Raw genomic sequence first — 25,235 nt, 5'->3', positions numbered from 1 at the left:
ACTTTGGACAGTTTCATGAAGCTATAGTATATGTGCTATTTCTTTAGGACGAACTTCTAAAGAAGGGAGGTCATCAATATCAATCCATATCGGTTCATACGTTCCCCGTTCAATGGATGTATGTGTATATTCTTCACCTGTGCCTGTACCGAATTTGCCCCCTATAATATCAGCAAGGAAAAAATATTGTTTACCATTGAAATCTAATACTTTGAGTAGGCGTTGAATACGTACATGCACTCCCAGTTCCTCATATGCTTCCCGAATGGCTGCTTGCTCAGGTGTTTCACCGGCCTCTATCCCACCACCTGGAAATACGTAATAAGTGGTATTCGGTTTTTTTCTTTTAATTAATGCTACTCGACCATTTTCGATAATGACAATTGCCCCTCGGTTTCTCATCTGTATTCACCTTCCAATTCATGTTGCTTTACTAGACAGAACATTCTTAAACATATTATGCTTATTATATAACAATTCTGGTAATGAAAGATGTAACGAAGGAAGCTAATTTTTTTATATGAGGATGAATACATAAAACTAATGGGGTGAACGAGTGGAAGAGCTATCTAGTGGGAGCTCTTTCAAGTTTAACATTGCATTTAAAGGATATTTTCGTCATTTGTCTAATACTATGAGTAGAAGCCATTGCTATGGAGGGATCAAATGTCAGAGAAAGAGGTTCTAGAAAATCGAGTCGAACGTTTGGAAGAACGTGTTCGTTACTTAGAAGAGCAAATACAATTGAAAAATGCAGTTGCTCGTCCTCAACAACCGGTCATTCATAGTAAACCGTCTCAGCAAAAAGGGATAGAATGGGATGTTCTTATCTTTCAAAAAATACTACCACCTATGTTTATTCTCGTATTTATTGTGGGGGTCATTTGGGGGTTTAAAGCTGTCTCTGATTACGGTCTTTTAAATGAGCGAGTAAAAATTTCACTAGGATTTGTGGTGGGTTTTGCATTGATTGGACTAGGGATTTGGCAGGTGAAGCAAAGTCGAAAAAGTTTAGGACATATGCTGTTAGGTGGAGCAATTCCGATTTTAATGTTGACCACATTTGCAATGCATCAACTATATAGTATGACCGGTCCCTTTTTATCATTTGTTTTAAATGTAATTTGGATTGCTTTAGGCATGTTTTTAACGTATAAATACAAATCACAAGGAATTGGAATTGTCGCAACAGTAGGAGGCGTATTTGTTCCATTTCTGATTAAAAGCACTTCACCAAACATACCACTATTTTCTATTTATGAAGCAATGCTTTTCACACTGTTTTTATGGATTGCGTTACGATATAGTTATAAGGTTTTATACTTCATATCTATTATCTTCTTACAAATTGCTATATTAGCATTCTTTGTCTTCACCCAAGTTGCAGAAGAATATAAATGGATTGCTATGTTGCCGGTATTTATTCAGCATGGAGCGCTACTAATTAGTTTCCTAAAAACCAAATGGATGATACCGAAACAGGCATATACACTCTTTTCTGTAATGATTCTCACTGCCATATGGATTCGTATGGTCTTCACTGAAAGCGAAGCGTCCCTATTAATGATGATTCTTGCCACTATATACGGAGCCGGTGTGTATATATACCGAAAAGATCCGATTCGAGTACCTATTATGATTGCGAACGGATCGCTTGCCTTGCTGAACCTAATGCAACTCCAAATGAATGATTTGTTCGTTGAAGGAATCATTGGTTTAAGTATTATCTATTTGCTAGTGTATAAAAAATTACATCATATTTTACATGCGATTCTTTGTGGTATCACTTATTTTGTTGCGTGCAATTATGTATTCTTAAATACCGCTATAACCTGGTTTTCTTGGGAGATGTTCCACTGGATAGTGTTTATCATTGCCACAATTTATGGTATTTATCTTATTGCAGCGATTAACTGGCAGAAAAAACATTTTATATTTAATATTGGGGTCCCATATATAGGGGTTTTGCTTCTATACTTTCTCCACATGATTGCTATTTTAGTTTCAGGAGAAGCAGGCAGTAATATGGAACGTGTTTTCACTAGTTCTTTTTGGATTGTAGTAGCAATCTTAATGATGTTACTAAATAACCGTTTTTCTTTGCAACAAGGAAAGTATGTAGGGGTAGGGATTCTGTTCTTTACGCTAGCCAAAATTATATTATTTGATATACCATTCGTCTCTGTCCCGATTAAAGCATTATTATTTATCGTTCTCGGCATAGTCGGGCTGTTCGTGTCCCGCATTTATTATAAAAAAATGGACGATGGGGAGAAATCTAATTGAACCTATTTGTGATTGGTGATGTTCATGGCTGCTATGAGACATTTTTAAAAATGTTAACGCATTGGGATAAAGAGCAGGAGGTACTGATTCAACTAGGGGATTTAATAGATCGTGGAAATAAATCTCCAGAAGTAGTAAAGCTAGCTCGACAGTTAAAGAGAAAATACCCGTATCAAGCTGTCTTCTTAAAGGGTAATCATGAATATGAGATAATAGAGCATATTGTTCATCCGCCTAATCATAATTGGTTAAAGCAAGGTGGAATTGAAACACTGGATCAATATGTACAAATCGGTAGAGACATAAAGGACGACGTAAACTGGTTTCATACAATGCCTCTTTTTTGGGAAAACGAAACTGTGTTTGTGAGTCATGCGGGTATTTCAAGATTATCTAGTAATCCGTTTAATGAAATGGATGTATCTGGTATCTTATGGAATCGAGGACCGTTGAAGAATATACAAAAGTTGCAAGTTATTGGACACACGCCGCATGATTCACCGATATACGAAGCTAAGAGCAATTCCTGGAATATTGATACAGCAGCGGTATTTGGCAATTATTTAACAGGGATGAAAATAAAGCAAAACGGTGAAATTTTAGAGTGGGTAAAAGTAAAAACCGATAAAGGAGATAGGAAGGGATTATAGAAGTACTTTCAAATGAATTTATTATTAGATGGACTATAAAAAGAATGAGGCAGATAAGATGGAATACTTGTACTTTCATGAAATACCAAAGAAAGATATATTAACTGGCATCCTCGAGCTCCATAAACATGTTTTTGAAGGTGCAATACTAACTATAGAAGAGTTGGCAGAGAAAAAGAATTTGCTAATCCTCGTGGCAAAGAAAGATGAACATATTGTGGGCTTTAAAATTGGCTATTCATTTAGTGAGCATTCATTTTATAGTTGGTTAGGTGGTGTCCATTCCGATTTTCGTGGAAAAAAGATTGCTTTAGAACTTATGCGCCGGCAACATAATCTCCTAAAATCTTTGGGGTACACTAAAGTTCGAACTATTTCTCGAAATAAAAGACGAGAGATGCTGCTGCTGAATATTAAATTTGGTTTTGATGTCATAGAAACTTTTATAAGCGAAAAAGGAACACATAAAATTGTTTTAGAAAAAGAATTATAGGGAAGATAAAAGAATAATAAAGAGGAACTTACATGTCTAAATCTACATGTAAGTTTTTTTCTACTAATGGCATGGAGAATACTGTTAAAGGGAAGTCAATCGTATTTTAAATGATATCATGTATAATGAGTGCAAAACTTGAAGGAAGCCAGGGCATCACGGAAGAAAGGTGGAAGTACATATGAGTTCTATCATTTTACTTATTATAATTATTAATGTTGCCTACATGACTTTAACTACATTAAGACTAATTTTAGTGATCAAAGGCTACAGAGTAGTAGCTTCATTTTTGTCCATGGCGGAAGTATTTATATATCTAATGGGATTGACGATGGTTTTAGATAATTTAGATAACCCGATAAATATCGCTGCATACTGCGTAGGTTGGGGACTTGGAGTATATTGCGGAAGTATTATTGAAGGTCGTTTGGCACTTGGCTATGTTGTATTTGACGTAATCGTAGACTCATTGGAAATTGAAATACCTATTCATATTCGTTCGAAAGGCTATGGTGTTACGTCATGGGTCGCGGACGGAAAAGATGGAAAACGACTTTGTATGAAAGTATTGGCAAAACGGAAAAACGAATTAAAACTTAGAGACTATATATTGTCATTGTCACCTAAAGCTTTTATCATCTCTTATGAGCCAACGAGATTTAATGGTGGTTTCTTGATAAGACCATCAAAATAGTAACAGAGGAGCCATTTCCGAGAAATCGGGAAAGGTTCTTTTTAAATATGTTATATACTTATTCGTAAAAAAGGAAAAGTATCTGTAAAATAGAAAGAAAGGATTGCATGGGAGTGACAATGACTTGGCAAAATACGAGCAAAAGATGAAAGAAACGGATCGTAGTGTTATTGAATTTATTGAGAATGTGGATAGTCCTAAAAAGAGAGAGGACGCATATAAACTATTAGAGATTTTCAGTGAAACCTCAGGTTATGAAGCCAAAATGTGGGGACCGAGTATAATCGGTTTTGGTTCCTATCATTATAAATATGCTACTGGACATGAAGGTGATGCACCCCTTGTTGGCTTTTCTCCACGTAAAGCAAAGATCAGTTTATATTTTGCTACGGGAGATACAGAGCGCGACGTCATCCTAGAAAGATTCGGCAAGCATACTTCTGGAAAAGCATGTGTATATATTAATAAAGTAGCGGATATTGATGTTGAGGTGCTAAGGGAATTAATTGAAAAGTCTATCGCATTTTTACAAGAAACATATGGAAGTTAATGTATTTCTTTTGCTAGAAGAGAAGAATTTAATGTATAATACTAAAAGTAGAAAATGAATCGAAAGAGAGTGGGACTTATGGGTCGTAAATGGAACAATATTAAAGAAAAGAAAGCTTCCAAAGATGCTAATACTAGTCGTATTTACGCAAAGTTTGGTCGTGAAATATACGTAGCAGCAAGACAAGGTGAGCCTGATCCTACTTCAAACCAAGCATTAAAAGTAGTATTGGAACGTGCTAAAACATACAGTGTACCAAAGCATATTATTGATAAAGCAATTGAAAAAGCTAAAGGTGGATCTGAAGAAAGCTATGATGAACTTCGCTATGAAGGCTTTGGTCCAAGCGGTTCCATGGTCATCGTGGATGCGCTAACTAATAATGTAAACCGTACTGCTTCTGATGTGCGTGCAGCGTTCGGGAAAAATGGTGGAAACATGGGTGTGAGTGGTTCTGTTGCCTATATGTTCGATGCAACTGCTGTTATCGGCTTGGAAGGAAAAACTGGTGACGAAGTACTTGAACTATTAATGGAAGCGGATGTAGACGCTCGTGATATTTTAGAAGAGGACGGTTCAGTGATCGTTTACGCTGAACCTGATCAATTCCATGCAGTACAGGAAGCATTACGAACAGCTGGCGTAACAGAATTTACTGTAGCAGAGCTAACAATGCTTGCCCAAAATGACATCACTTTAGATGCGGATGCACAAGCACAATTTGAAAAAATGATTGATGCATTAGAAGATTTGGAAGATGTGCAACAAGTTTACCATAACGTAGACTTAGGAGAATAAAAGAGAAGAAAAGGTTGCCTTGTGAGTAGAGTTTCTACTTGCAGGTGACCTTTTTTTATTTTGAGCAGAAGCTTTCTAGTTAGTTGTAAAATGGGGGCATTTAGTTGTACTAATTGATCGTTAACTTGTAAATTTCACGTATTTAGTTGGAAACATATTTTTTATCATCCAGTATTAGTGAAAAATGGAACAGAATTTACTATAAAACGTCCATTATTTAAAGAGGAGTGAATGGCTTGAAAACTAATCACTTGATTTCGTATGCTATTGTTTTTTTGCTCGGTTTTTCAATTTTATTTCCAGTTAAGTCGCTCGCGTCATGGGCATATGCATTTGTGGTATGGGACGGATATGTGTATGTCATGACGAATGAAGTAGTAAATAACGTAGATAAAAAAATTGGTCATGTGACGAAGTATTCCGATAGGGAGGGGACGTATTCTGGAAACTTTTCAAATACTTATCCAAAAGGGACTAGGTATTATTCAATAAAAGAAATTAGTACAGATGAAGCGATAGCTGTGGAAGTTGATACTGGAAACTATTTAAAAGCTAAACGTGACGGGGAGTATGCTGGTGTAAAGAACAATGTTTTTAGTATGAGTTTCACTTCTATATTCGCATGGATTTTCATATTGTTCGCTGTCGTTTTTTTATGTATTCACTTAAATGGTAAAAGGAGAAATTGAATAATGATCGAACATCCGAAACATATAATTGCCGTTTCTGCCTATATCACAAATGAAAAAGATGAGGCTTTACTAGTTAAAACACATTGGCGTTTAGACACTTGGGAAGCCCCTGGTGGCCAGGTAGAAATCGGAGAACCCTTAGATAAGGCAGTGGTTAGAGAAATACTAGAAGAGACGGGAATTGTTATACGTCCTTTAGGAATAACCGGTGTTTACTATAATACAACAAGACATATCTTATCTGTTGTTTTTAAAGCGATCTATATTAGCGGTTCGTTGAAACTGCAACCAGAGGAAATAAAAGAAGCACAGTTTATCCAGTTGACTGAGGAAAATATTGACCAATATATCACACGCCCACATATGAAATCTCGTACATTAGATGCAATGCGGTCGGTAAACTTTGTCCCTTACGAGTCTTGGGAAGTAGAACCCTATAATTTACTAGGTAGAATGGAATATTAGTTACCACGCTCGTTATCGTACACATGATTCAGAAGAAATGGCTATATTAGATTGGTAAAATAGAGAATATCATAAAAAAGCCTTTCATCGAAGGCTTTTTTTCATTAAGTGGGAATTTAACCAATGTATATTGTGAAAATAAAGTAGCAGACTGTCATTTATATTTTTAAGATTCCTTCTCAAATTCACAAACATCAATCCATTTCTGTAAAGAAACGATCACTTCCTGGAAAGCAATACCGCTCGCTGTTAGTTCATACTCTACTTTTTTTGTAGAGGATTCAAGTAGCTTCTTCGTGACTAGTTTAGCATTAACTAAATCATTTAGTCTTTCGGTAAGTAAACGGTCAGAAATACCAGAGATATTGGTAAGGATTTCGTTATAGCGTTTTGGACCGGATAGTAATGTGTAAATAATCACTCCCATCCAGCGTTTACCTATGAATTCAATTGCTTGATGATAGTTACTGCAATAGCTACTGCATGTATTGAAATCATTTGGTTTGGCCATCAAAAAACCTCCATTGATCAATTTCTTTTATTGTATCATAAAAGCTTTTATTATTGACTCATAAACTTACTAATGGTAAGATTCTTTTTGTTACTAAACTTACTAATAGTAAGTTACAGGAGGAATTATTATGCCAACAGAAAGAGATTCAAATTTATATTCCATCATGCATGCAAGAAAGTCAGTGAGAGTGTATGATCCTAATTTTAAAATTTCACAAAAAGAAATAGAGGAGATTATTACGGAAGCAACAACTGCACCTTCCTCTAGTAATCTACAAGCATGGAAATTTCTTGTCATACAAGACGATCAAACAAAAATAGAGCTTCGTGAGATTGCGAATAATCAGGAACAGGTGGAAACATCTTCAGCTGTTATAGCAGTGTTAGGAAATGCGGAAATGTATAAAAACGTTGAACAAATTTATACTCAAAATGTAGCAGAGGGCTATATGGACGAAGCTACTAAGGATATAATGATTAACAACACTAATCGAACTTATCCGTTCGCCCCACTGGAAGCCAGAAAGAATATTGCTACTTTTGATGCTGGCCTTATTGCAATGCAATTGATGTTAGTGGCAAAAGAAAAAGGGTTAGACACCGTAACGATGGGCGGCTTCGATAAGGTGAAATTTGCGGAAAGATTTGATTTACCTGATCATATTTTTCCAATAGCACTTATCGCTTTAGGTAAGGCTGCTGCCCCGGCATATGGTTCATCTCGTCTTCCAGTAAAAGATATTGTTCAATTTATTTAAGAGAAAACAATCTTCCCTATATTTCCCGGGAAATTGACAAAAATCGATAAAAACAGCTATCCTTCCTTGGATAGCTGTTTTCTATTTATTTTTTCTTTAGTTCATTAATCTGTTTTGTCAGCGATAAAAATTGTTGATCTAAATCGCTGTAGTTAGGATGGTTTTTTTGCAAGTAGCTTAATTTACCTAATACTGCTTGTCGCTCGGTTTCTAAGCTTAATAGTTCTTTTTCAATAATGGACTCATCGTCCTTATGCATCCATTCATTGTATCCCATTTCCACTTTCCGAATGGTTTTGTTTTCGAAGATAAGCAGTTTATTCGTTAGCTTTTCTAAAAAATAACGATCATGCGTAACTAACAAAATGGTGCCAGGAAAAGTAGACAGGGTTTTCTCCAATTGTTCACGTGATGGGAGGTCTAAATGATTTGTAGGTTCATCCAGCAGCAAAACGTCTTTTTGTTCTAACATAAATTCCATTAGCTTTAGCTTTACCCGTTCACCCATGCTCATTGTACAGATAGGACGAGACCAGTGCTCCTTTGAAAAACCTAAATTAATCATAAGAGTTTGTATTAAACCGCGAGTTTCATAATCTGTCGGTCCAAAAAACTCATAAGGTGTTTTTTCTTCAGGCAAATCGAAGACGGTTTGACGTAAGTAGCCGATATTCATTGCTTCGGACTTCCAAAGCTCTCCTTGGGTACTTTCTTCTCCCAATAACATACGGAAAAATGTCGATTTCCCGCTTCCGTTAGATCCTAAGATTCCAATTCTTTCTTGAGATTGGATAGTAAAGGATGCATTTTGGAAAAGTGGTTGATCGTCAAAACTTTTACTAACTTTTTTAGCTTCGATTACACGCTTCCCTTTTTTCTTGCTTCCTTCAATGGAAAACGCGATTTCCTTTTCGTCCCCTGGTTTTTCAATTGAGTTTTTGGAAAGTTCGAGTTCCAATCGTTTCTTTTTAGAACGGATTTGAACATCCATTTTCTTTGCCTTCACACGGTAATATTCTTTATTAAATTCATGCTTTGTGGAGTCTGCATGAGCTTTGGATGACCAGTTTCGAAGCTCAGATATTTGTTTCTCGACTTGTTGGATTTTAGATTGTTGTGCATCATAAAGCCTTTGTTGTGTTAGACGTGACTCTTCTTTCTTTTGCCGATACGCAGTGTAATTCCCAGCGTAGACGGTTAGTTTCTTATTTTCTACTTCCCAAATCCAACTAGCTACTTCATCTAGGAAGTAACGATCATGAGATACTAAAATAATGGTTCCGGGGTAGGTGCGTATTTGTTGTTTTAGGAATGACAGACTTTCCTGGTCTAAATGATTGGTTGGTTCATCTAGCAGAAGTAGTTGAGATTTTTCGGTAAAGACACTTGACAGTCGCCTTTTCATTTTTTCTCCACCGCTCAAATATTCATACTTTCGATCTTGTGGTACTGACCATTTACTAAAATATGTCCATTCATCATCTGCAAAATCCCTTTTCTTAAATTGTTCATCCTCTTGTTTGAAATAGCTGACGAAAGGAGGTTTCCCAAACCATTCCACGTGACCGCTGGAAGGATAAGTCTCATTTGCTACTATAGAAAGTAAGGAAGACTTCCCTTCACCATTTCCTCCTACTATGCCAATGACAGAGCCCATTGGAATATCTGCGTTTGCCTGTTCCAATATAATCTTATCTCCAAATGTGATACTAATATTTATTAATTTTCCATGTAGTGTCATATAATCCGCTCCTTTTTGGAGGAATAAAAAAATCCCTCCGAAATGATCGGAAGGATTACTGGCCATAAAATACATACGAAAAAACACTACAAAAAAGAAGAATTGTAGAGAACTATTCGTATTTAATTGAAAAATGGGCAGACTAATCCTATTTCCGATTTTGTAAAGTTTTTATTTAGAATGCGAGGAATTCTCGTCATTCAACTTCAACTTAGAAATAAGATTAAATATCCATTGTCCACCCATCATCTCCTCAAAATTGATATTTATATTGTATCATATATTCTGACTTCACTATACTTTTTTCGTAGGAAGAGTTTAACTTTCCTTTCTCAAGAACAACTTTCCAATAATAAAGAATCCAATAATGGTATAAGTAATTGTCCATATTAACATAATCCAAAAGTCTGTTCCGATATGTACTGTTTCATCGTCACCCATTGATTTAATGACATTTACTACGGGTGGAAATATGAATAATACCCATTTTAATAATGGTAATTTTTCCACTATACCCTCATAAGAAATGCTTAACACAATTACTAGTACTGCTATGAGCCAAGTGTACTTCTTCATCGTAAATGATGTAATGGAGGAAAATGATCCGACTAGTATGCCGAATACGGATAAAAAGGTGTGACAGTACACGGATAAAAGAACTTGTATTGGTTGTATCGTTCCTTTGAAATTACTCATGAGAAGGGGATAAGAAATAGCAAACAACATTAATAGGAGTGAGGTCAAAAAGCAAATTGTCCATTTACCCCATAAATAACGACTCTTGTTGCCAAGTTGTATAAATAGCATTTGCTTTTCAGTTTCTTCCTCCATTGAGAATATGTTCATTGCTATCCATGTAATCGTTAGATAAATAACAGTACTTGTAACTGCATAACTGCTTATTATTGGCAATCCTCTATAAGCATAGAAAATAATAACCCAAATAACGAACAGCGTTAGTGGAGGAATAATTTTGAAAGAACGAATATAGCTCATAAATTGGTAGCGGATAAATCCAGTCATATTTACCTCATTTCCTTTACTTCTAGTACGGAGCATTTTTTGTTTAATAAATTTAGTAATATTTCATCGCTTAAAGATGTATTGACTGTTAGAAGGGCTATATTACCTTCATAATGAATATCTATTGTATTTAATTCAGTAAAGATCTTTTTATTGGGAAACTCTACTTTAATTATTTTTTTGGTTTGCTTAGGTTCTATATCGAATAAGAGTTGTCCGGATTCTACGTATAAAACTTGATCTGCTATTGTCCCGACCATCACGTCCTCATGGGTGGTGAAGATAATGGTTAGCTCCTTCTTCAGCTTTTGTAATAGGTAGATCAACTGCTGCTGGGAGGTAGGATCTAATCCAGTTAGTGGTTCATCTAATAGTAAAACATCTGGTTTCATAAGAAGGGCTTGAATGATACCGACCTTTTGCTTGGTACCTTTCGAGCAGTATTTAAGTGGTGTATTAATAAATGGTTCTATTTCAAATAAGCGTATGTATTCTATAAGCTCCGATTCAATGCTCTTCATGGATATTTCGTGAAAGGAGGCAATCATTAATAAGTATTCCTTCAGTTTAAATCTCAGATTCTCCGGAAAATGTTCAGGCACGTACCCAATCTTATTTGCATTCCTTTTGATTTTGCCGCTCGAAGGTTCATAAATCCCAGCTAGGAGTTTTATAAATGTACTTTTTCCAGACCCATTTTGTCCTCGAATAGCAATAGCAGACTTTTCCTCAAAACGAAAGGAAACGTTTCGTAGAATAGTATGACCCTCTATGACTTTACTTAAATTTACCGTTTCGAAAATAACTTTTCCCATTTAACCACGACCTGTTTTATAATAATACTGCCATATTATGGAGTGGAAAACAAATGATACTGCCAAGGAAAAGTAAATATTCCTTGGCATTGGTAAGTTTTAATATTAATAGGTGGGCTGTCCTGCTGATGAACTTTCCAATTTATATTCATCGTCTGTTCTCTTTTTTTGGATAAACCAAATTGCTATTATCAGGACTGCCCCTATAAGGGTGCTAATAAGCTCGGGTACAATAAGCATGATACCTGCTGTAAATAGAGCAAAGCGTTCCCAAATTTTCGAATTACGAATAAAGTAACCTATCATGGAGCTACTAACAGCAATCATACCGATTAGAGCAGCTATTACTGAGAACACTAACATAAATGGTTCGACATCTACCATCACTAAGATCGGATTATAAATGAAGATGTACGGAACGATAAACGCTGCAATAGCAAGTTTTACTGCATTCATGCCCGTCTTAAATGGATTTGCTCCCGCAATGCCAGCCCCAGCGTAAGCTGCTAGGCATACGGGAGGCGTAATATCAGCCGCAATTCCGAAATAGAAGACAAACATATGCGCTGCTATAGGGGCTACACCAAATTCGTTAATAAGTACTGGTGCTGCAATAGTCGCTGTAACAACGTAGTTTGCCGTTGTTGGTAAACCCATTCCTAGGACGAGGCAAGCGATCATGGTGAAGATAAGCGCAAGAAACAAATAACCATTGGATAGTGCAATAACTCCAGCTGCAAATTTGGAACCGAGTCCAGTCATACTCACTACACCCGCAATGACACCGGCAGTTGCTACCGCTGCTATAACAGGTAGTGCAACTCTCGTACCTTGTTCAAGGACATTTACTGTTTGTTTAAATGACATTCTTGTTTCTTTACGGATAAGGCTAACCAAAAATGCTGTAATAATGCCAAAAAGGGCTGCCCGCTGTGGTGTAAACCCATACATAATCGTTCCGATAATAACGAATAGAGGAAGAAGCATAAACCAGTTTCTTTTCAGTAGTTTTCGGAAGGATGGTAATTGAGACTTTGGTAATCCAAAGATTTTTAATTTTTTTGCCTCAAAATGAGTTCCGATAAAAATTCCTGTGAAATAAAGGATAGCCGGAATGACTGCCGCCAGCATGATGACCCCGTATGAAACACCCAAATACTCCATCATTATGAATGCAGCTGCTCCCATCATTGGTGGCATTATTTGCCCACCTGTTGAAGCAGCTGCTTCGGTGGCACCAGCGAATTCGGGCTTGAAACCAGCTTTTTTCATCATGGGAATCGTAAATGATCCAGTTGCAACAGTATTACCAACTGAACTACCAGAAACGGTTCCTTGTAAAGCACTAGCAACCACAGCAGTTTTCGCAGTTCCTCCTGTATAGCGTCCAGTTAAGGCGAATGCAAGGTCATTAAAGAATTTCCCAATATTTGTTTGTACGAGCATAACACCAAAAAATAGGAAAAGGAAAATAAACTTCGCTGAGATTTGTACAGGTGTTCCAAATACGCCACTTTCTTTATACCAAAGAGTTGTTGCCGTTCGATCCACTGAAAAACCTGGATGGGATAGGATTTGTGTAGGAACAAAATTTCCAAAAACCGCATATAGGATGGCTACAAATGCAACAATAACTATAGGTAAGCCTACTGTTCTCCTTGTAGCCTCAAGTACTAGAATTATGCCTAGAATCGAAATGAATACATCGGGAAGGCTATATCCGGAAATCCTACTCTGCAGGATTGAATCAAAGAATAAAATTTTATGGTACGTTACATACATTGAAGTAAAGGCAAGTAAAATGTCATACCATGGAACTGTTTTCTGTACTTTTTGCATGCCTTTTTTTATTGGGTATAAAAGAAAGATAACCCCTAGTGCAGTACCTAAATGAACGGCTCCTTGTTTTTGGGAGGGAAGCGTACCAAAATATGCTGTATATAGATGAAATATAGTAAGTGAAACACCTAGAAAAGTAACAACCCATGCCCATTTTCCGATTTTTGTACGAAATTGATTTTCTTTATCGTATTTTTCTAAAATTTCTTGTGCATCAACCGTATGCTGATCACGCATTTGCCCACCTCTCTTTCAAAATCAGACATCTTAAATACTACTTCAAATCATCGAAGCTCTTAATTCCCACACTTTCACGTGTAACAATTTGGATAACTTCAGGATAAATATGACCAATAAATGCTGCGTTCGGAACTTCATTCCCTTCAAATGCTGCTTCACCGTTCACAGCTTGTAATGCAGGAACATGCACGCTCATTCCTAGATCCATGTGTCCATCTCGGATACTCGATAAGTTTTCTACAGAGGCTCCTGTTTCTGTGTTTGTCACGTTGACACCCTCAATGTATTTATTCCAAATGCTTGCCATTTCACCTCCAAGTGGATAGTAAGTTCCCCCTTGGCTACCCGTACCTAGTATAAGTTCACTTTTACGGGTACTTTTATCCGCGGTAAGTTTAGCGACCGGATTATCTACAGTTATGCCTTGTTCTTCATAATAACGCTTAGCCCCTGGATGAATTGGAAGATTTTCCGAACCACGAAGTGCATTTTCTAAAATCATTTGTTTTGCTTGAGCATGTGTATTTTCACTTGCCTTTTCAATCATAGTCTTTGCAAGTTCATATCCAAGTTCATCATCGATTGTGTCGGTGCTACCCATTAGAATGGCGTATGCTGTAACCGTTTGGACATCGGATTCTAGAAAATCGTATGTGTCTTTTGGAATCGTATGTCGTCTGTATCCACTGGTTTCTTCTATTTTTGCAATAGCTTCATCAGACAGGCTTATCATGACAACATCTCCAACTGATGCTTGTAAACTTTCAATACTTGCAGCCGGAAGTCCTAAGATTCCAATTGAAATGTCGATGTTTCCATCTTGTACACCATCAGCAGCATCCCCAAACCCTTCTTGGTATTCTTTGTAATCCCCTTCTTCAAGACCATAGGCACCTAAGATGGTTTTGGAAACAGAATTCGTTTCACTTGCAGGAGGCCCTATAGCAATGTTTGTCTTGCCTTCACTACATGCAGTTGTTAATAACATCATGCCGAGAAGTACAGTCATAAATCCGAATAAATTCTTCTTCAACTTTCTCCCCCCAAAAATAGTTATTGTTTTCTCCCATCTGATAGCGCTTTCATTTGCCGGTAATTAGTTTTCCGAGTTGTAGTAGTTGCGTTTCTAATAGAAGATTAACATTATTATACTTTTACTAATGTTATTTACAATGCTTTCTCTGAATTCTCCGATTGTTAGACAAAATACGTCGATTTTTACATGAAAAAATAACTTTTTCTTGAATTAAATATCAAAAAATGTATTTAAATTCGTGATTTTTAATAAAAATTCCTGTACAATTATCACATATTTTTGGAGGAGGTATGTGGAGGATGAAACAATTGGACGCGTATGAAATCATCTCGTATATTCAACATGCAAAAAAATCGACACAAGTAAAAGTGTACATAAAAGGGCAAGGGATCGATCAACTTTATTTTGGTGAAAATACAAAAGTGTTCGGAGAAGGAAATTCACTTGTTCTATTTGGGGAATGGTCTGAGATTGAGCCCGTATTGAATAACAATGAAGATTTAATCGAAGATGCAGTAGTGGAAAATGAAAGCAGGAATTCTGCTATCCCACTATTAGACTTAAAGGGAATTAATGCACGTATTGAACCGGGTGCCATTATTCGTGATCAAGTAAGTATTGGAGATAATGCAATCATTATGCTAGGAGCCGTTATTAACATTGGAGCTGTAATTGGTGAAGGTTCGATGATTGACATGGGGGCAATTCTTGGTGGACGTGCGACAGTCGGGAAAAACTGTCATATTGGGGCAGGGGCCGTACTTGCAGGTGTTATTGAACCTCCTTCTGCAACTCCTGTTATTATAGAGGATGATGTTTTGATCGGTGCGAATGCTGTTGTGTTAGAAGGATGTAGAGTTGGAAAAGGTGCAGTTGTGGCAGCAGGTGCAGTTGTGACAAAGGATGTTCCAGCCTATACAGTAGTTGCAGGAACGCCAGCCAAAGTAGTTAAAGAAATTGATGATCAAACTCGATCTAAAACAGAAATTATGCAAGAACTACGTCAACTGTAAGAAGGTGCATCATGAAATCATTAGTAGAAATAAGGAGAGACCTGCACCGTATACCAGAATTGGGTTTTAAAGAAGTGAAAACACACTCGTATTTATTAGAACAAATTTATGCACTTCCACAAGAAAAGTTAGAAATAGTTACGTGGAAAACTGGTATTATTGTGAAAGTGAAGGGAGCGCAAGCTAAGAAGACCCTTGGATGGCGAACAGATATGGATGGTCTGCCAATAACTGAAGCAACTGGCCTTCCTTTCAAATCGGAGCATGAGGGAAGAATGCATGCATGCGGACACGACATACATATGACGGTGGCATTAGGTTTGCTTAGAAAGCTTGTGGAAAATCCAATAAATGATCATGTAGTAATTATTTTTCAGCCCGCGGAAGAAGGCCCTGGTGGAGCATTACCGATGAGGGAGTGGCTGAAAAGTGAGCATCCAGAACTCATACCGGATAAAATATTTGCGTTTCATATTGCGCCTGAGTATCCCGTAGGAACAATTGCAACTCGTCCAGGTTTGTTATTTGCCAATACTTCGGAGTTGTTTGTTGAATTAGAAGGGAAGGAAGGTCACGCTGCTTTCCCGCATCAGGCAAAAGATATGTCTATTGCGGCAGCTACTCTTTTATTACAGTTACAAACGATTGTGAGTAGAGGGGTAAACCCAATGGAACCAGCAGTTTTAACAATTGGCAAAATGTCATCTGGTACTGTACAGAATATTATCTCGGGTAACGCTCGTTTAGAAGGAACCATTCGTACGATGGATGCTGCCACAATGATGATAATAAAAGAAAAAGTGGAGGCATTTTGCCGTGCCACGGAAATAGCTTTTGATTGTGACATTCGTATCGATTATGGTTCGTCATATTATCAAGTAAAAAATGATGAAACGTTGACGCATGAATTTTTAACATTTGCTAAACAAGAAAAGTCGACTCAAGTAATCGTATGTGATGCAGCAATGACTGGAGAAGATTTCGGCTATTTTCTACAAGAAATTCCAGGAGTATTATTTTGGGCTGGAGTAGACTCTTCTTTTGGACTACATCATGCAAAATTGAATCCAGATGAAACAATTATCGACTATCTTGTTCCGTTTGTTGAATCATATTTTCGGACACTTTCCTCGTAATAACAGAAGGAGTCATCAGATTACGGAGGATGACCCCTTCCTTTTTTATGGTGCAATAAATCCTTACTCATTTATCAGTTTCTTAGCTATTAATCTACAAGTTGTACGTTATAATCCTTAAACCAAATGTGTATTTGTGCTAAATAAGCTAGAAGCTGAGGACCAGACATTAATTGGCCAAACCAAGGTATTTTAAAGGTGTCTCCATTGGATTCAATAAGTTCGGTGAGTCGTCTAGCATGGAATAGCTCATGAAGAATTGAATTTTTGTCTTTGGTTTGTTCTTTTAACATGTTTTGAATGTGCTCTGTATAAACTGGATTATGTGTTTTAGGATAAGGGCTTTTTTTTCGGTAGAGCACATCATATGGGAGCTTTTCTTGAAACGCTTTTCTTAAAATTCCTTTTTCTTGATTGCCAACCATTTTAAAATCCCACGGAATGTTCCACGCGTACTCAACTAATCGATGATCCGCAAATGGTACCCTTACCTCCAAACTAGCTCCCATACTCATGCGGTCTTTGCGATCCAATAATGTCGTCATAAACCAAGTCATATTCAAGTAGAATAACTCACGTCGTTTTGCAGCGATTTCTGATTCTCCTTCTAATCGGGGAGTTTCCGAAATTGTTGTATCATATGCATGTTGAACGTATTCGTTAATAGCGAGTTTCTTTTGCCAGTTATCGTTTAGTAACATAAATCTTTCATTGATCGAGCGAATCCAAGGAAATCCTTTTTCGGCGGTAGCAACTTGGTGAAACCAAGGATAGCCCCCGAAAATTTCATCGGCACATTCTCCTGACAGTCCTACAGTGAAGTCTTGTTTTATTTGCCTACAGAACCAAAGTAAAGAAGAGTCGATATCAGCCATTCCGGGAAGGTCTCGAACATGTACAGCTTCGGTTAAATAGCGGGCTAATTCATCTTGGCTAATAACTGAATGGTGGTGAAGGGTATTTAGCTTACTTGATACTTTTTGAATCCATGGCTGGTCATCCGATGGTTGAAAGGTGTTCCCTTTGAAGTGTTTGTTATTATTTTCATAATCGATCGAGTAAGTGTGGAGAGGGCCTTTTGAATTTTGAGCGAAAGCTTCTAAGGCGATTGCCGTTATAATGCTTGAATCTAAACCTCCAGAGAGGAATGTGCAAAGAGGCACATCTGATACTAGCTGTCTTTCTACGGCATCCGAAACTAAATAGCGAACTTTCTCTGCAGTTTCTTCCAAAGAGTCCGTATGAGATGAGCTTTGAACATTCCAATAGCGCCAAATGTGCAGACCATTTTTAGAAAAAGTAAGTGCATGGGCAGGACGTAATTCATGGATCCCTTCATACACACCTGAACCTGGGGTACGTGATGGGCCTAAGCCGATTATCTCGGCTAATCCTTCCCGATTTATATTTGCAGGAATATTTGGGTGGGCGAGAAGCGCCTTTAACTCCGAACCAAAAAGAAAGCCACCATTTCTTTCACTATAAAATAACGGCTTAACCCCAAGGCGATCTCTCGCGATAAATACCTTTTGTTCTTGTTCATCCCAGATGGCAAAAGCAAAAATGCCATTGAAATAATCTATACATTTTTCTTTCCATTCTATATAAGAGGTTAACAATACTTCTGTATCTGAATGTCCCGAAAAAGAATGACCCCGTTTTAATAATTCCTTCCGAAGTTCTTCTGTATTATATAACTCTCCATTATACGAAAGTGTATATTGGTTAGATTGGAGACTTTTTGTCATTGGCTGCTTTCCACCTATTGGATCGACTACCGTTAAACGACGATGGCCAAGCAGAGCATGAGTAGTGCTCCAAATGTTATGGTCATCCGGTCCACGCTTACTTAATGTCTTTGACATTTTTTCAACAATAGGCATCTCATTACGTAAATTCTTAGCGAAGTGAATCCACCCTGTTATTCCACACATATATCCGCATCCTTTCTATCATGAATCATTTTATGCAAGAAACTACCATCTTGGTGCATACCTATGCTTAAGCATCGATAAATATTACAGGACTGATGCCAAGCACCAGTCCTGTAATAAATGAACAAAAAAACAATCGGGAAGACGATCTTCCCGATTGTTTCCATGAAGTTAAGTGCTAATTTAGTAGTTGCCGGAGCAAGCAAACTAGTCTTAAGTTGTCACTTTAAGCACGGTTTTAATTTTTTGGATAATGCCGCCTGAGCTATAAGTTAAGACGCTACGTTTGTAGAAAGATAGGCTTAGTAAGAACATTAAAATGACTGTGCCGATTAGTACTAGCATTGATACAATTGGTGCGAATGAAGCAATGTCTGTTGCTCCAATCCGAAGAGGCATTACCATCCCGGATGTGAAGGGGATGTATGAAAATACTTTGATAAGAATTGTATCAGGACTGGCCATACCTGAAATTAGCACATAGAAACCAATGATCCCAACCATCATCGCAGGCATCATGGCTTGACTGGACTCTTCTACTTTGGAAACAAGTGAGCCAAGTAGTGCACCAAGTATTAAATAAAGAATAATGGTTAATAACAAAAATGCTATGGCATATCCAATATAACCAAATGATAACTCATTGGCTATCTTGACTACGGCATCCCATTTTGATCCACCATCAATGAACATAAACAACAAGCTTTGAACAAGTAACAATGCCCCGATTTGAGTTAGTGCAAGTAAAAATGTTCCTGTCAATTTCGCCATAAAGTGTGTAGATGGTTTCACACTTGCAAGTAATACTTCTAAAACCCGTGATCCCTTCTCAGAAGCCACATCTGTGGTGATCATCGATAAGAATGTCATTACAAATGAGTAGATCAAGAAACCTACTAGGAAGGAAGCACCGATTCCTGCAGCTTTTTCATCTTCACTTTTTCCGCTAGAGGATTGTTCATTAAGATTCTTTGTGGAAATAGTAGTTTCCGATTGCAGAATTTTCTCTGCCTGCTCTGCGGTTAAGTTCAGTTGTTGTACTTCATAAATTTTACCTGCATATTGCAAAGTTGAAGAGATACTTAGCTGATCATTGAAGTTAAGTGGTTCAAATGTGGCAATTTCTGCCGCCAGTGAGTTGTTTTGGTCCTTGACGAAAACAACTGCTGCATAATCACCATCTACAACCTGTTTTTCTATTTCGGTTTTCTCAGCAGATGGAAACGAGAATTCTATATCGCTGGTGGTTTCAAAAATCTCTTCAATCTCTGCATCCGTTTCATTAATAATAGCGATTTGTAGTGGTTCATCCTGGAAAAAGGCATCCTTAATATCAGACCAGAACATAACACCACTGATTACAGCGACATAAAGAATAATAGAAAAAATAAATGATTTGGCTTTTACCTTTTGTTTGTATAATTGATTAACAAGTAACCAAAACTTAGACATTCGAACCACCAACCTTGTCTTTGAAGATTTCATCTAACGACAAATAATCTAAACTGAATTTCTCGATATATTTTCCATTAGATACAAAGTCGAAAATGGATTGTGCATACGATTCGTTTTCTAGTGTTAAGATGTACTGGTCTTTCCCCATCTGTATATCCTTCACACCATCCAATTTTCCAAGTGTTTCGTATGGTACTTCCGTCCGAATTGTTAATTTTGTTTTCCCATACTGCTTCTTTAAATCTAATAAACTACCTGAAAATAAAGAGACACCTCGTTTTAACAAACATAAATGATCACAAAGCTCTTCTACATTATCCATTTGATGACTAGAAAATAAAATAGTCGTCCCATTATCCTTTAACTCCAAAATAGCATTTTTTAATAAGTCCATATTAACCGGATCTAATCCACTAAACGGCTCATCTAAAATGAGAAACTCTGGCTGGTGGATAAAACTTGCTATAAGCTGAACTTTTTGCTGATTTCCTTTTGATAAAGTTTCCGCTTTGGATTTCCGCTTTTCTTCTAATTGGAAACGATCAATCCAGTAATCTACTTCCTTTTTTAATTCTTTTCTAAGCCTTCCACGTAATTCACCAAAGAAATACAGCTGGTCCTCCACTGTCATTGCAGGGAAAATACCTCGCTCCTCAGGTAAATAGCCCAAAATATCACGGTTAATCGAATTGATAGGCTTCCCGTTCCACATAATTGTTCCTTCTGTTGTTTCTTGAAGATCTAAAATCATACGGAACGTTGTTGTTTTACCAGCGCCATTTTGGCCGATTAGCCCAAAGATTTCTCCTCTTTCAATCGTAAAGGACAAATTATCAACTGCTACAAAGTCTTGATACCTTTTTGTCACTTGATTAATAGACAATGTCATATGTATACTCCCATCTATTATTATTTCTTTTCACTCTACTCTGTACGAAAACAATATGGATAATGTTTCATTTTTTTATGTAACGTTTTCCTGGGTTGGACGTCAAATCCAATGAACGGTAAGAAAAAGGAGAGATACGATGAAAAAACTAAGCTTATTTGCAGCTGTATTACTAATGGCAGGGCTTGTATACAATCAGCCGATTGCCGCCAATGCGCAAAGTGGAGACGAGAAGTCAGTGGAACAAAAAGACACTTCCAATTTCATGAAACTTTCTGGAGTGGTCAAAGATATTGAAACGAAAAATGACGAAACGACATTGATAGTTGAATCAGAAGAAAAAGAACCACAAGTTACTATTTTAAAAATGACTAATGAAACGCTTATTTACAATAGCGAAACGACAGAGTCAGTAGAAAAAGAAGGATTTAAAAAAGGACAACGAATTGATGCATACTATGACAAAAACAAACCAATGATTATGATTTACCCACCCCAATTTTCACCAGAATTAGTCATTGTGCATGATTCCAAAAACATTGGTTCCGTTAAAGTTGGAAAGTTCAACGATGAATTAATTAGTTTAGACAATGAACTAAAACTAAATATAGGAAAAGAATCGGTTTTGGTGAATGAACAAGGTGAAAAAATAACGCAAGAGGATTTAAAGGGAAAAGAACTAGTTGTATTTTATACTATTTCAACAAGAAGTATTCCTGCACAAACATCACCAAGTAAAGTTGTAGCAATTGGGGACCAATCACAGGAAGATTCAACAAACTTTATGCAAAACTCGGGGGTAATTAAAGAAGTATCTTCAAAAGATGGGAAAGTGACCCTCACAGTAGAAACGGAAGAAGAGGAACCGCTTACGACCATTTTTATAATCGATAACAATACGATGTTATTTAATAGTGGAACAACAAAAGAAGTAAAAAAAGATTCTTTCAAAAAAGGGCAGCGCATAGACGCATACTATGAGAAAAACAAGCCGATGCTTGCGATTTACCCTGCACGAATCACACCAGAGCTAGTCATTGTGCACAATACAGAACAGATGGGATCTGTTAAAGTATCTAAATTTGATGATGAATTTCTAAGCTTAGATAAAGAGCTTAAACTAAACATTGGAAAAGAAACAATTTTACTGAATGAAAAAGGCGAAAAAATTGAACTGGCTGACCTTCACGGCAAAGAATTGGTTGTATTTTATTCGATAACAACGATGAGCATTCCAGCCCAAACACCGCCAACCAAAATTATTGCGCTAAACAATCTTTCACCAGAAATGGAGGAAGTTCAACGCATTATTGAAAAAGACCATTTTATGAAAAATGGAACGAAAATGATTCCACTACGAAAAGTTGCAGAAGAACTGGGCTTTGAAGTATTATCGTATTCCAAAAACTATGGTACCTTCTTAAAACGAGGAAACAGTTCACTTATCATTACTCGTGATGAAAAAATGTATAGCTACAATCGAAGTTTACGACAATTTGCAGAAAAACCAGTACTTCATAACAATGTAACATATGTATCTGAGGATATTTTAGAAGTGCTGCTTCCTTAAATAACCATTTATTTTTATATAAACAACGATCATAACAACCAAAACCTAGAAAGCCCCTTTTCACCCAAAAGGGGCTTTCATTCTCAATATAAAAATCTCCATAAATAGAAAGTAGCATATGCCTCCCATCCCTTCCAATGCTGAGAAAGTTGGATTATTTTATCCTTGGATGGCTTTTGCTCAGAACCTATCACATGCTTTATGGCATTATGTAAGCCCACATCATCGATTGGGAAAGCGGAAGCAAATCTTACACATCTCATTAATACATAATTTGCTGTCCACGGGCCAATTCCTCGTATATTCGTCAATATTTTTTCTGCTATTTTTATATCATTCGTATCTAGCAACATTTCTTTTGTGAGAGAGCCATTGGCAATCTGACTCGCCACATCTATTAAGTATTCACATTTCTTTACTGTCATTTTTAACTCTACTAAATCTTCTACGGTAAGCTTTGAGATATCATGTGGCTTTGGAAACACCCAGTACTGCTGACCTTCGAATTCGATTGATTGTCCAAATTTTTCAACAAGACGTCTCTTGAGCGTGTATGCATAGGTTAGATTAATTTGTTGTCCAAGAATTCCCCAAGCCATTGCCTCGAATAGATCTGGAATTCCCATAATTCGAAGACCATAAAATTCAATAACTGACTGTTGAAGAACATCATCATTTTTAGCCATATTGTAAAATGGTTGTATTACTGTTTTCAAATCAAACCAATCGATTATATAAGCAACGACTTGTTCTTCTGGACATGGTCCATCTACTAAAAATCTTATCGCCAATGTATGGTCGTCCCGTTCGCTAATTTCTACAAGTGTTGTATATTCACCTACAGTAATTGCTTTTCTAACTTTATTATTCTGAATGTGGAATAGACATTCATTCGTGGATCTTTTTAAATAGTGGAGATTTTGTGTAAAACTAAAATCAGATGGTACGGATAAAATAATATGATCTCCTTGTTTCTTCCAGGTCATTTTTAAACCCTCCCCTTCATTTCATTATAAGCATAAAAAGTTTCGTTATCTTGCTATTACGACTTGAAAACTGCAATTGTTCAGTAGATAAACGTATAATAAAGGCAGAGGTGATAGGATGCACAGTGAAAAAATATCCGACGAGCAGTGGGTAGCAATTCTACAAAATGATAAACGATTTGATACGTTGTTTTTTTATGCTGTCAAATCGACAGGTATATTTTGTAGGCCTTCTTGTAAATCGCGTCCTCCCAAAAAAGAACATGTACAAATCTATCTAGAAGCAAATGATGCGATAAGGGCAGGTTATAGACCATGTAAACGTTGTAAACCCACTGGTACAAAATTACCATACGAGGAATGGGTTCAACAGATTAAAGTGTATATGGACAAGCACTTAAATGAGCCTTTAACGCTAAATCATCTTGCACATATATGCCATGGTAGCCCCTATCATTTGCAAAGGACATTTAAAAAGGTTTTAGAAATTTCACCTGTTGAGTATTTGCAGCAAATTAGAATAGAAAAAGCAAAAGAATTACTAATAAAAACAGACAAATCCTTGGAAGAAATAGGTTCAGCAATAGGAATGCACAATATTCCATATTTCATCACATTATTTAAAAAGAAGACAGGCCACACACCCAGTAAGTATAGAAAAAAGGAGGACAACACAAATGAATAAAATATACTGGACACTTTTCTTACATAACGAATGGAGGCTTCATATAGCAACAACGGAAAATGGCTTATGCTATGTAGGGTCCCAAAATAAGCATTATGAAGAGATGGAAGCATGGATAAAAAAACGTTTCCCTCAACATGAAATAGTAGAAAATAAAGAAGCACTAGCTCCATACACAAAAGAAATAAAGGAATATCTAGACGGTACACTTCGGAAATTTACAATCCCAATGGAATTAAAAGGTACAGAGTTTCAATTAGCAATTTGGGATGCCCTTATGAAAATTCCTTACGGTGAGAAGAAAACCTATCTACAAATTGCGCAGCTTATCAACAATCCAGCAGCTGTTCGTGCAGTGGGCGCAGCAATCGGTGCAAACCCAGTACTTTTAACTGTTCCATGTCATCGTGTAGTAGCGAAAAATGGAGCGCTAACAGGTTATCGTGGGGGGTTAGAAATGAAAGAAAGGCTATTAGCATTAGAGAATGGAGAAATCTAAAGTGAAAATAAGTCGAATAGAAGAAGCATATCCAATGGAATTATTACTTCTGGCTGATCCTTCCGAAAAACTCATCAAGCAATATTTAAAACGGGGACAATGTTATATTGCAGAGACTAATGGAGAAACAATTGGCGTGTATGTTTTACTGCCAACTAGGCCAGATACAGTAGAACTTGTGAATATAGCTATCGCGGAACATCATCAAGGGAGAGGAATGGGCAAGACGCTTGTGTTAGATGCAATTCAAAAAGCAAGGAAAAAAGAGTTTAAAATAATCGAAGTAGGAACTGGCAATTCAAGTATTAGTCAGCTTGGCTTGTATCAAAAATGTGGTTTTCGCATCTATGGTGTAGATAAAGACTTTTTTACCATTCATTATGAGGAGGAAATTATAGAAAACGGCATTGCATGTGTTGATATGATTCGACTCAAACAGGAATTGTAAAAATGAAGCTATCCAGTTTATGGACAG

The 25,235-nt window shown here is 36.8% G+C and carries 26 protein-coding genes; 15 read left to right on the top strand and 11 right to left on the bottom strand.

All coding sequences use genetic code 11. The features are described 5' to 3' along the window. Positions 1–21: 21 nt before the first annotated feature. Positions 22–402, bottom strand: coding sequence for an NUDIX hydrolase (locus tag FS486_RS07650; protein WP_144510744.1), 381 nt, complete (start codon positions 400–402; stop codon positions 22–24). Positions 403–666: 264 nt separating this feature from the next. Here FS486_RS07650 and FS486_RS07645 point away from each other — a divergent pair, with 264 nt between their 5' ends. The 8 genes from FS486_RS07645 to FS486_RS07610 all read left to right on the top strand — a co-directional run bounded on the left by FS486_RS07645 (position 667) and on the right by FS486_RS07610 (position 6,628). Beyond that, complete coding sequence (locus FS486_RS07645; RefSeq protein WP_144510743.1) at positions 667–2,286, top strand: DUF2339 domain-containing protein; 1,620 nt, start codon at positions 667–669, stop codon at positions 2,284–2,286. Continuing rightward, positions 2,283–2,936 (top strand): metallophosphoesterase family protein, encoded by a 654-nt coding sequence (locus FS486_RS07640; RefSeq protein ID WP_144510742.1) that lies wholly within the window; start codon positions 2,283–2,285, stop codon positions 2,934–2,936. The genes FS486_RS07645 and FS486_RS07640 overlap by 4 nt, the downstream gene beginning before the upstream one ends. A gap of 58 nt (positions 2,937–2,994) precedes the next feature. Continuing rightward, the gene (locus FS486_RS07635; protein ID WP_144510741.1) at positions 2,995–3,429 is read left to right on the top strand and encodes a GNAT family N-acetyltransferase; all 435 of its coding nucleotides are present in this window, start codon (positions 2,995–2,997) and stop codon (positions 3,427–3,429) included. A gap of 181 nt (positions 3,430–3,610) precedes the next feature. Further along, the gene (locus FS486_RS07630) at positions 3,611–4,123 is read left to right on the top strand and encodes a DUF2179 domain-containing protein (protein WP_144510740.1); all 513 of its coding nucleotides are present in this window, start codon (positions 3,611–3,613) and stop codon (positions 4,121–4,123) included. Between the two features lie 145 nt (positions 4,124–4,268). Beyond that, positions 4,269–4,673, top strand: coding sequence for a DUF1801 domain-containing protein (locus tag FS486_RS07625; RefSeq protein WP_144510859.1), 405 nt, complete (start codon positions 4,269–4,271; stop codon positions 4,671–4,673). 78 nt (positions 4,674–4,751) lie between these two features. Continuing rightward, positions 4,752–5,471: a YebC/PmpR family DNA-binding transcriptional regulator gene (locus tag FS486_RS07620; protein WP_144510739.1), complete on the top strand. Its 720-nt coding sequence runs from the start codon at positions 4,752–4,754 to the stop codon at positions 5,469–5,471. Between the two features lie 236 nt (positions 5,472–5,707). Beyond that, on the top strand, positions 5,708–6,160 hold the full coding sequence (locus tag FS486_RS20095) for a hypothetical protein (protein WP_186321388.1): 453 nt from the start codon (positions 5,708–5,710) through the stop codon (positions 6,158–6,160). 6 nt (positions 6,161–6,166) lie between these two features. Next, positions 6,167–6,628 carry an NUDIX hydrolase gene (locus FS486_RS07610; RefSeq protein WP_144510858.1) on the top strand — a complete coding sequence of 154 codons (462 nt, stop codon included), beginning with the start codon at positions 6,167–6,169 and terminating at the stop codon, positions 6,626–6,628. Between the two features lie 166 nt (positions 6,629–6,794). On the opposite strand, the gene FS486_RS07605 is transcribed toward FS486_RS07610, so the two are convergent. Next, positions 6,795–7,139 (bottom strand): winged helix-turn-helix transcriptional regulator, encoded by a 345-nt coding sequence (locus tag FS486_RS07605; protein ID WP_144510738.1) that lies wholly within the window; start codon positions 7,137–7,139, stop codon positions 6,795–6,797. 130 nt (positions 7,140–7,269) lie between these two features. Here FS486_RS07605 and FS486_RS07600 point away from each other — a divergent pair, with 130 nt between their 5' ends. Next, positions 7,270–7,899: a nitroreductase family protein gene (locus tag FS486_RS07600; protein ID WP_144510737.1), complete on the top strand. Its 630-nt coding sequence runs from the start codon at positions 7,270–7,272 to the stop codon at positions 7,897–7,899. Between the two features lie 85 nt (positions 7,900–7,984). Here the strand turns inward: FS486_RS07600 and abc-f are convergent, their stop codons facing one another. From abc-f to FS486_RS07575, 5 genes are all read right to left on the bottom strand, one after another. Next, positions 7,985–9,640: a ribosomal protection-like ABC-F family protein gene (abc-f, locus tag FS486_RS07595; RefSeq protein ID WP_144510736.1), complete on the bottom strand. Its 1,656-nt coding sequence runs from the start codon at positions 9,638–9,640 to the stop codon at positions 7,985–7,987. 318 nt (positions 9,641–9,958) lie between these two features. Continuing rightward, positions 9,959–10,663, bottom strand: coding sequence for a hypothetical protein (locus tag FS486_RS07590; protein ID WP_144510735.1), 705 nt, complete (start codon positions 10,661–10,663; stop codon positions 9,959–9,961). Between the two features lie 2 nt (positions 10,664–10,665). Next, positions 10,666–11,478 (bottom strand): ATP-binding cassette domain-containing protein, encoded by an 813-nt coding sequence (locus FS486_RS07585; protein WP_144510734.1) that lies wholly within the window; start codon positions 11,476–11,478, stop codon positions 10,666–10,668. Between the two features lie 105 nt (positions 11,479–11,583). After that, the gene (locus tag FS486_RS07580; protein WP_144510733.1) at positions 11,584–13,554 is read right to left on the bottom strand and encodes a TRAP transporter permease; all 1,971 of its coding nucleotides are present in this window, start codon (positions 13,552–13,554) and stop codon (positions 11,584–11,586) included. Positions 13,555–13,591: 37 nt separating this feature from the next. After that, positions 13,592–14,590, bottom strand: coding sequence for a TAXI family TRAP transporter solute-binding subunit (locus FS486_RS07575; RefSeq protein WP_260858056.1), 999 nt, complete (start codon positions 14,588–14,590; stop codon positions 13,592–13,594). 302 nt (positions 14,591–14,892) lie between these two features. On the opposite strand from FS486_RS07575, the gene dapD reads away from it, so the two are divergent. Together dapD and FS486_RS07565 are read left to right on the top strand one after the other, a co-directional pair. Beyond that, entirely contained in the window at positions 14,893–15,606 is a 714-nt protein-coding gene (dapD, locus tag FS486_RS07570) for a 2,3,4,5-tetrahydropyridine-2,6-dicarboxylate N-acetyltransferase (protein WP_144510732.1), read from the top strand. A gap of 11 nt (positions 15,607–15,617) precedes the next feature. Then, positions 15,618–16,742 (top strand): N-acetyldiaminopimelate deacetylase, encoded by a 1,125-nt coding sequence (locus FS486_RS07565; RefSeq protein WP_144510731.1) that lies wholly within the window; start codon positions 15,618–15,620, stop codon positions 16,740–16,742. An 89-nt stretch (positions 16,743–16,831) separates the two neighbouring features. Here the strand turns inward: FS486_RS07565 and asnB are convergent, their stop codons facing one another. The 3 genes from asnB to FS486_RS07550 form a co-directional block, all read right to left on the bottom strand. After that, on the bottom strand, positions 16,832–18,676 hold the full coding sequence (asnB, locus tag FS486_RS07560; RefSeq protein WP_144510730.1) for an asparagine synthase (glutamine-hydrolyzing): 1,845 nt from the start codon (positions 18,674–18,676) through the stop codon (positions 16,832–16,834). 213 nt (positions 18,677–18,889) lie between these two features. Further along, positions 18,890–20,128, bottom strand: coding sequence for an ABC transporter permease (locus FS486_RS07555; RefSeq protein ID WP_144510729.1), 1,239 nt, complete (start codon positions 20,126–20,128; stop codon positions 18,890–18,892). After that, positions 20,121–21,020, bottom strand: a complete 900-nt coding sequence (locus FS486_RS07550) for an ABC transporter ATP-binding protein (RefSeq protein WP_144510728.1) — start codon at positions 21,018–21,020, stop codon at positions 20,121–20,123. The genes FS486_RS07555 and FS486_RS07550 overlap by 8 nt, the downstream gene beginning before the upstream one ends. Positions 21,021–21,159: 139 nt before the next feature. Between FS486_RS07550 and FS486_RS07545 the strand changes: the two genes are divergently transcribed. Then, a complete protein-coding gene (locus FS486_RS07545; RefSeq protein ID WP_144510727.1) occupies positions 21,160–22,590 on the top strand; it encodes a stalk domain-containing protein in 1,431 nt (476 codons plus the stop codon). Between the two features lie 83 nt (positions 22,591–22,673). On the opposite strand, the gene FS486_RS07540 is transcribed toward FS486_RS07545, so the two are convergent. Next, positions 22,674–23,576: a DNA-3-methyladenine glycosylase family protein gene (locus tag FS486_RS07540; protein WP_144510726.1), complete on the bottom strand. Its 903-nt coding sequence runs from the start codon at positions 23,574–23,576 to the stop codon at positions 22,674–22,676. A gap of 118 nt (positions 23,577–23,694) precedes the next feature. Here FS486_RS07540 and FS486_RS07535 point away from each other — a divergent pair, with 118 nt between their 5' ends. From FS486_RS07535 to FS486_RS07525, 3 genes are read left to right on the top strand one after another with little or no spacing between them, the layout of a single operon-like run. Continuing rightward, positions 23,695–24,261 carry a bifunctional transcriptional activator/DNA repair enzyme AdaA gene (locus tag FS486_RS07535; protein ID WP_144510725.1) on the top strand — a complete coding sequence of 189 codons (567 nt, stop codon included), beginning with the start codon at positions 23,695–23,697 and terminating at the stop codon, positions 24,259–24,261. Further along, the gene (locus tag FS486_RS07530; protein WP_144510724.1) at positions 24,254–24,760 is read left to right on the top strand and encodes a methylated-DNA--[protein]-cysteine S-methyltransferase; all 507 of its coding nucleotides are present in this window, start codon (positions 24,254–24,256) and stop codon (positions 24,758–24,760) included. The genes FS486_RS07535 and FS486_RS07530 overlap by 8 nt, the downstream gene beginning before the upstream one ends. Further along, positions 24,747–25,208, top strand: coding sequence for a GNAT family N-acetyltransferase (locus FS486_RS07525; RefSeq protein WP_144510723.1), 462 nt, complete (start codon positions 24,747–24,749; stop codon positions 25,206–25,208). Before FS486_RS07530 ends, FS486_RS07525 begins: the two co-directional genes overlap by 14 nt. Positions 25,209–25,235: the final 27 nt, after the last annotated feature.

This window comes from Bacillus sp. FJAT-22090 (assembly GCF_007676755.1).
GTDB lineage: Bacteria > Bacillota > Bacilli > Bacillales_A > Planococcaceae > Psychrobacillus.
This window is presented reverse-complemented; position numbering and strand designations above follow the sequence as displayed.

Excerpts from the sequence above, each read along its gene's own strand:
- FS486_RS07650 (WP_144510744.1), bottom strand. The coding sequence starts at position 402 with ATGAGAAACCGAGGGGCAATTGTCATTATCGAAAATGGTCGAGTAGCA.
- FS486_RS07645 (WP_144510743.1), top strand. The coding sequence starts at position 667 with ATGTCAGAGAAAGAGGTTCTAGAAAATCGAGTCGAACGTTTGGAAGAA.
- FS486_RS07635 (WP_144510741.1), top strand. The coding sequence starts at position 2,995 with ATGGAATACTTGTACTTTCATGAAATACCAAAGAAAGATATATTAACT.
- FS486_RS07630 (WP_144510740.1), top strand. The coding sequence starts at position 3,611 with ATGAGTTCTATCATTTTACTTATTATAATTATTAATGTTGCCTACATG.
- FS486_RS07625 (WP_144510859.1), top strand. The coding sequence starts at position 4,269 with ATGAAAGAAACGGATCGTAGTGTTATTGAATTTATTGAGAATGTGGAT.
- FS486_RS07620 (WP_144510739.1), top strand. The coding sequence starts at position 4,752 with ATGGGTCGTAAATGGAACAATATTAAAGAAAAGAAAGCTTCCAAAGAT.
- FS486_RS07605 (WP_144510738.1), bottom strand. The coding sequence starts at position 7,139 with ATGGCCAAACCAAATGATTTCAATACATGCAGTAGCTATTGCAGTAAC.
- FS486_RS07600 (WP_144510737.1), top strand. The coding sequence starts at position 7,270 with ATGCCAACAGAAAGAGATTCAAATTTATATTCCATCATGCATGCAAGA.
- abc-f (WP_144510736.1), bottom strand. The coding sequence starts at position 9,640 with ATGACACTACATGGAAAATTAATAAATATTAGTATCACATTTGGAGAT.
- FS486_RS07590 (WP_144510735.1), bottom strand. The coding sequence starts at position 10,663 with ATGACTGGATTTATCCGCTACCAATTTATGAGCTATATTCGTTCTTTC.
- FS486_RS07585 (WP_144510734.1), bottom strand. The coding sequence starts at position 11,478 with ATGGGAAAAGTTATTTTCGAAACGGTAAATTTAAGTAAAGTCATAGAG.
- FS486_RS07580 (WP_144510733.1), bottom strand. The coding sequence starts at position 13,554 with ATGCGTGATCAGCATACGGTTGATGCACAAGAAATTTTAGAAAAATAC.
- dapD (WP_144510732.1), top strand. The coding sequence starts at position 14,893 with ATGAAACAATTGGACGCGTATGAAATCATCTCGTATATTCAACATGCA.
- FS486_RS07565 (WP_144510731.1), top strand. The coding sequence starts at position 15,618 with ATGAAATCATTAGTAGAAATAAGGAGAGACCTGCACCGTATACCAGAA.
- asnB (WP_144510730.1), bottom strand. The coding sequence starts at position 18,676 with ATGTGTGGAATAACAGGGTGGATTCACTTCGCTAAGAATTTACGTAAT.
- FS486_RS07555 (WP_144510729.1), bottom strand. The coding sequence starts at position 20,128 with ATGTCTAAGTTTTGGTTACTTGTTAATCAATTATACAAACAAAAGGTA.
- FS486_RS07550 (WP_144510728.1), bottom strand. The coding sequence starts at position 21,020 with ATGACATTGTCTATTAATCAAGTGACAAAAAGGTATCAAGACTTTGTA.
- FS486_RS07545 (WP_144510727.1), top strand. The coding sequence starts at position 21,160 with ATGAAAAAACTAAGCTTATTTGCAGCTGTATTACTAATGGCAGGGCTT.
- FS486_RS07540 (WP_144510726.1), bottom strand. The coding sequence starts at position 23,576 with ATGACCTGGAAGAAACAAGGAGATCATATTATTTTATCCGTACCATCT.
- FS486_RS07535 (WP_144510725.1), top strand. The coding sequence starts at position 23,695 with ATGCACAGTGAAAAAATATCCGACGAGCAGTGGGTAGCAATTCTACAA.
- FS486_RS07530 (WP_144510724.1), top strand. The coding sequence starts at position 24,254 with ATGAATAAAATATACTGGACACTTTTCTTACATAACGAATGGAGGCTT.
- FS486_RS07525 (WP_144510723.1), top strand. The coding sequence starts at position 24,747 with ATGGAGAAATCTAAAGTGAAAATAAGTCGAATAGAAGAAGCATATCCA.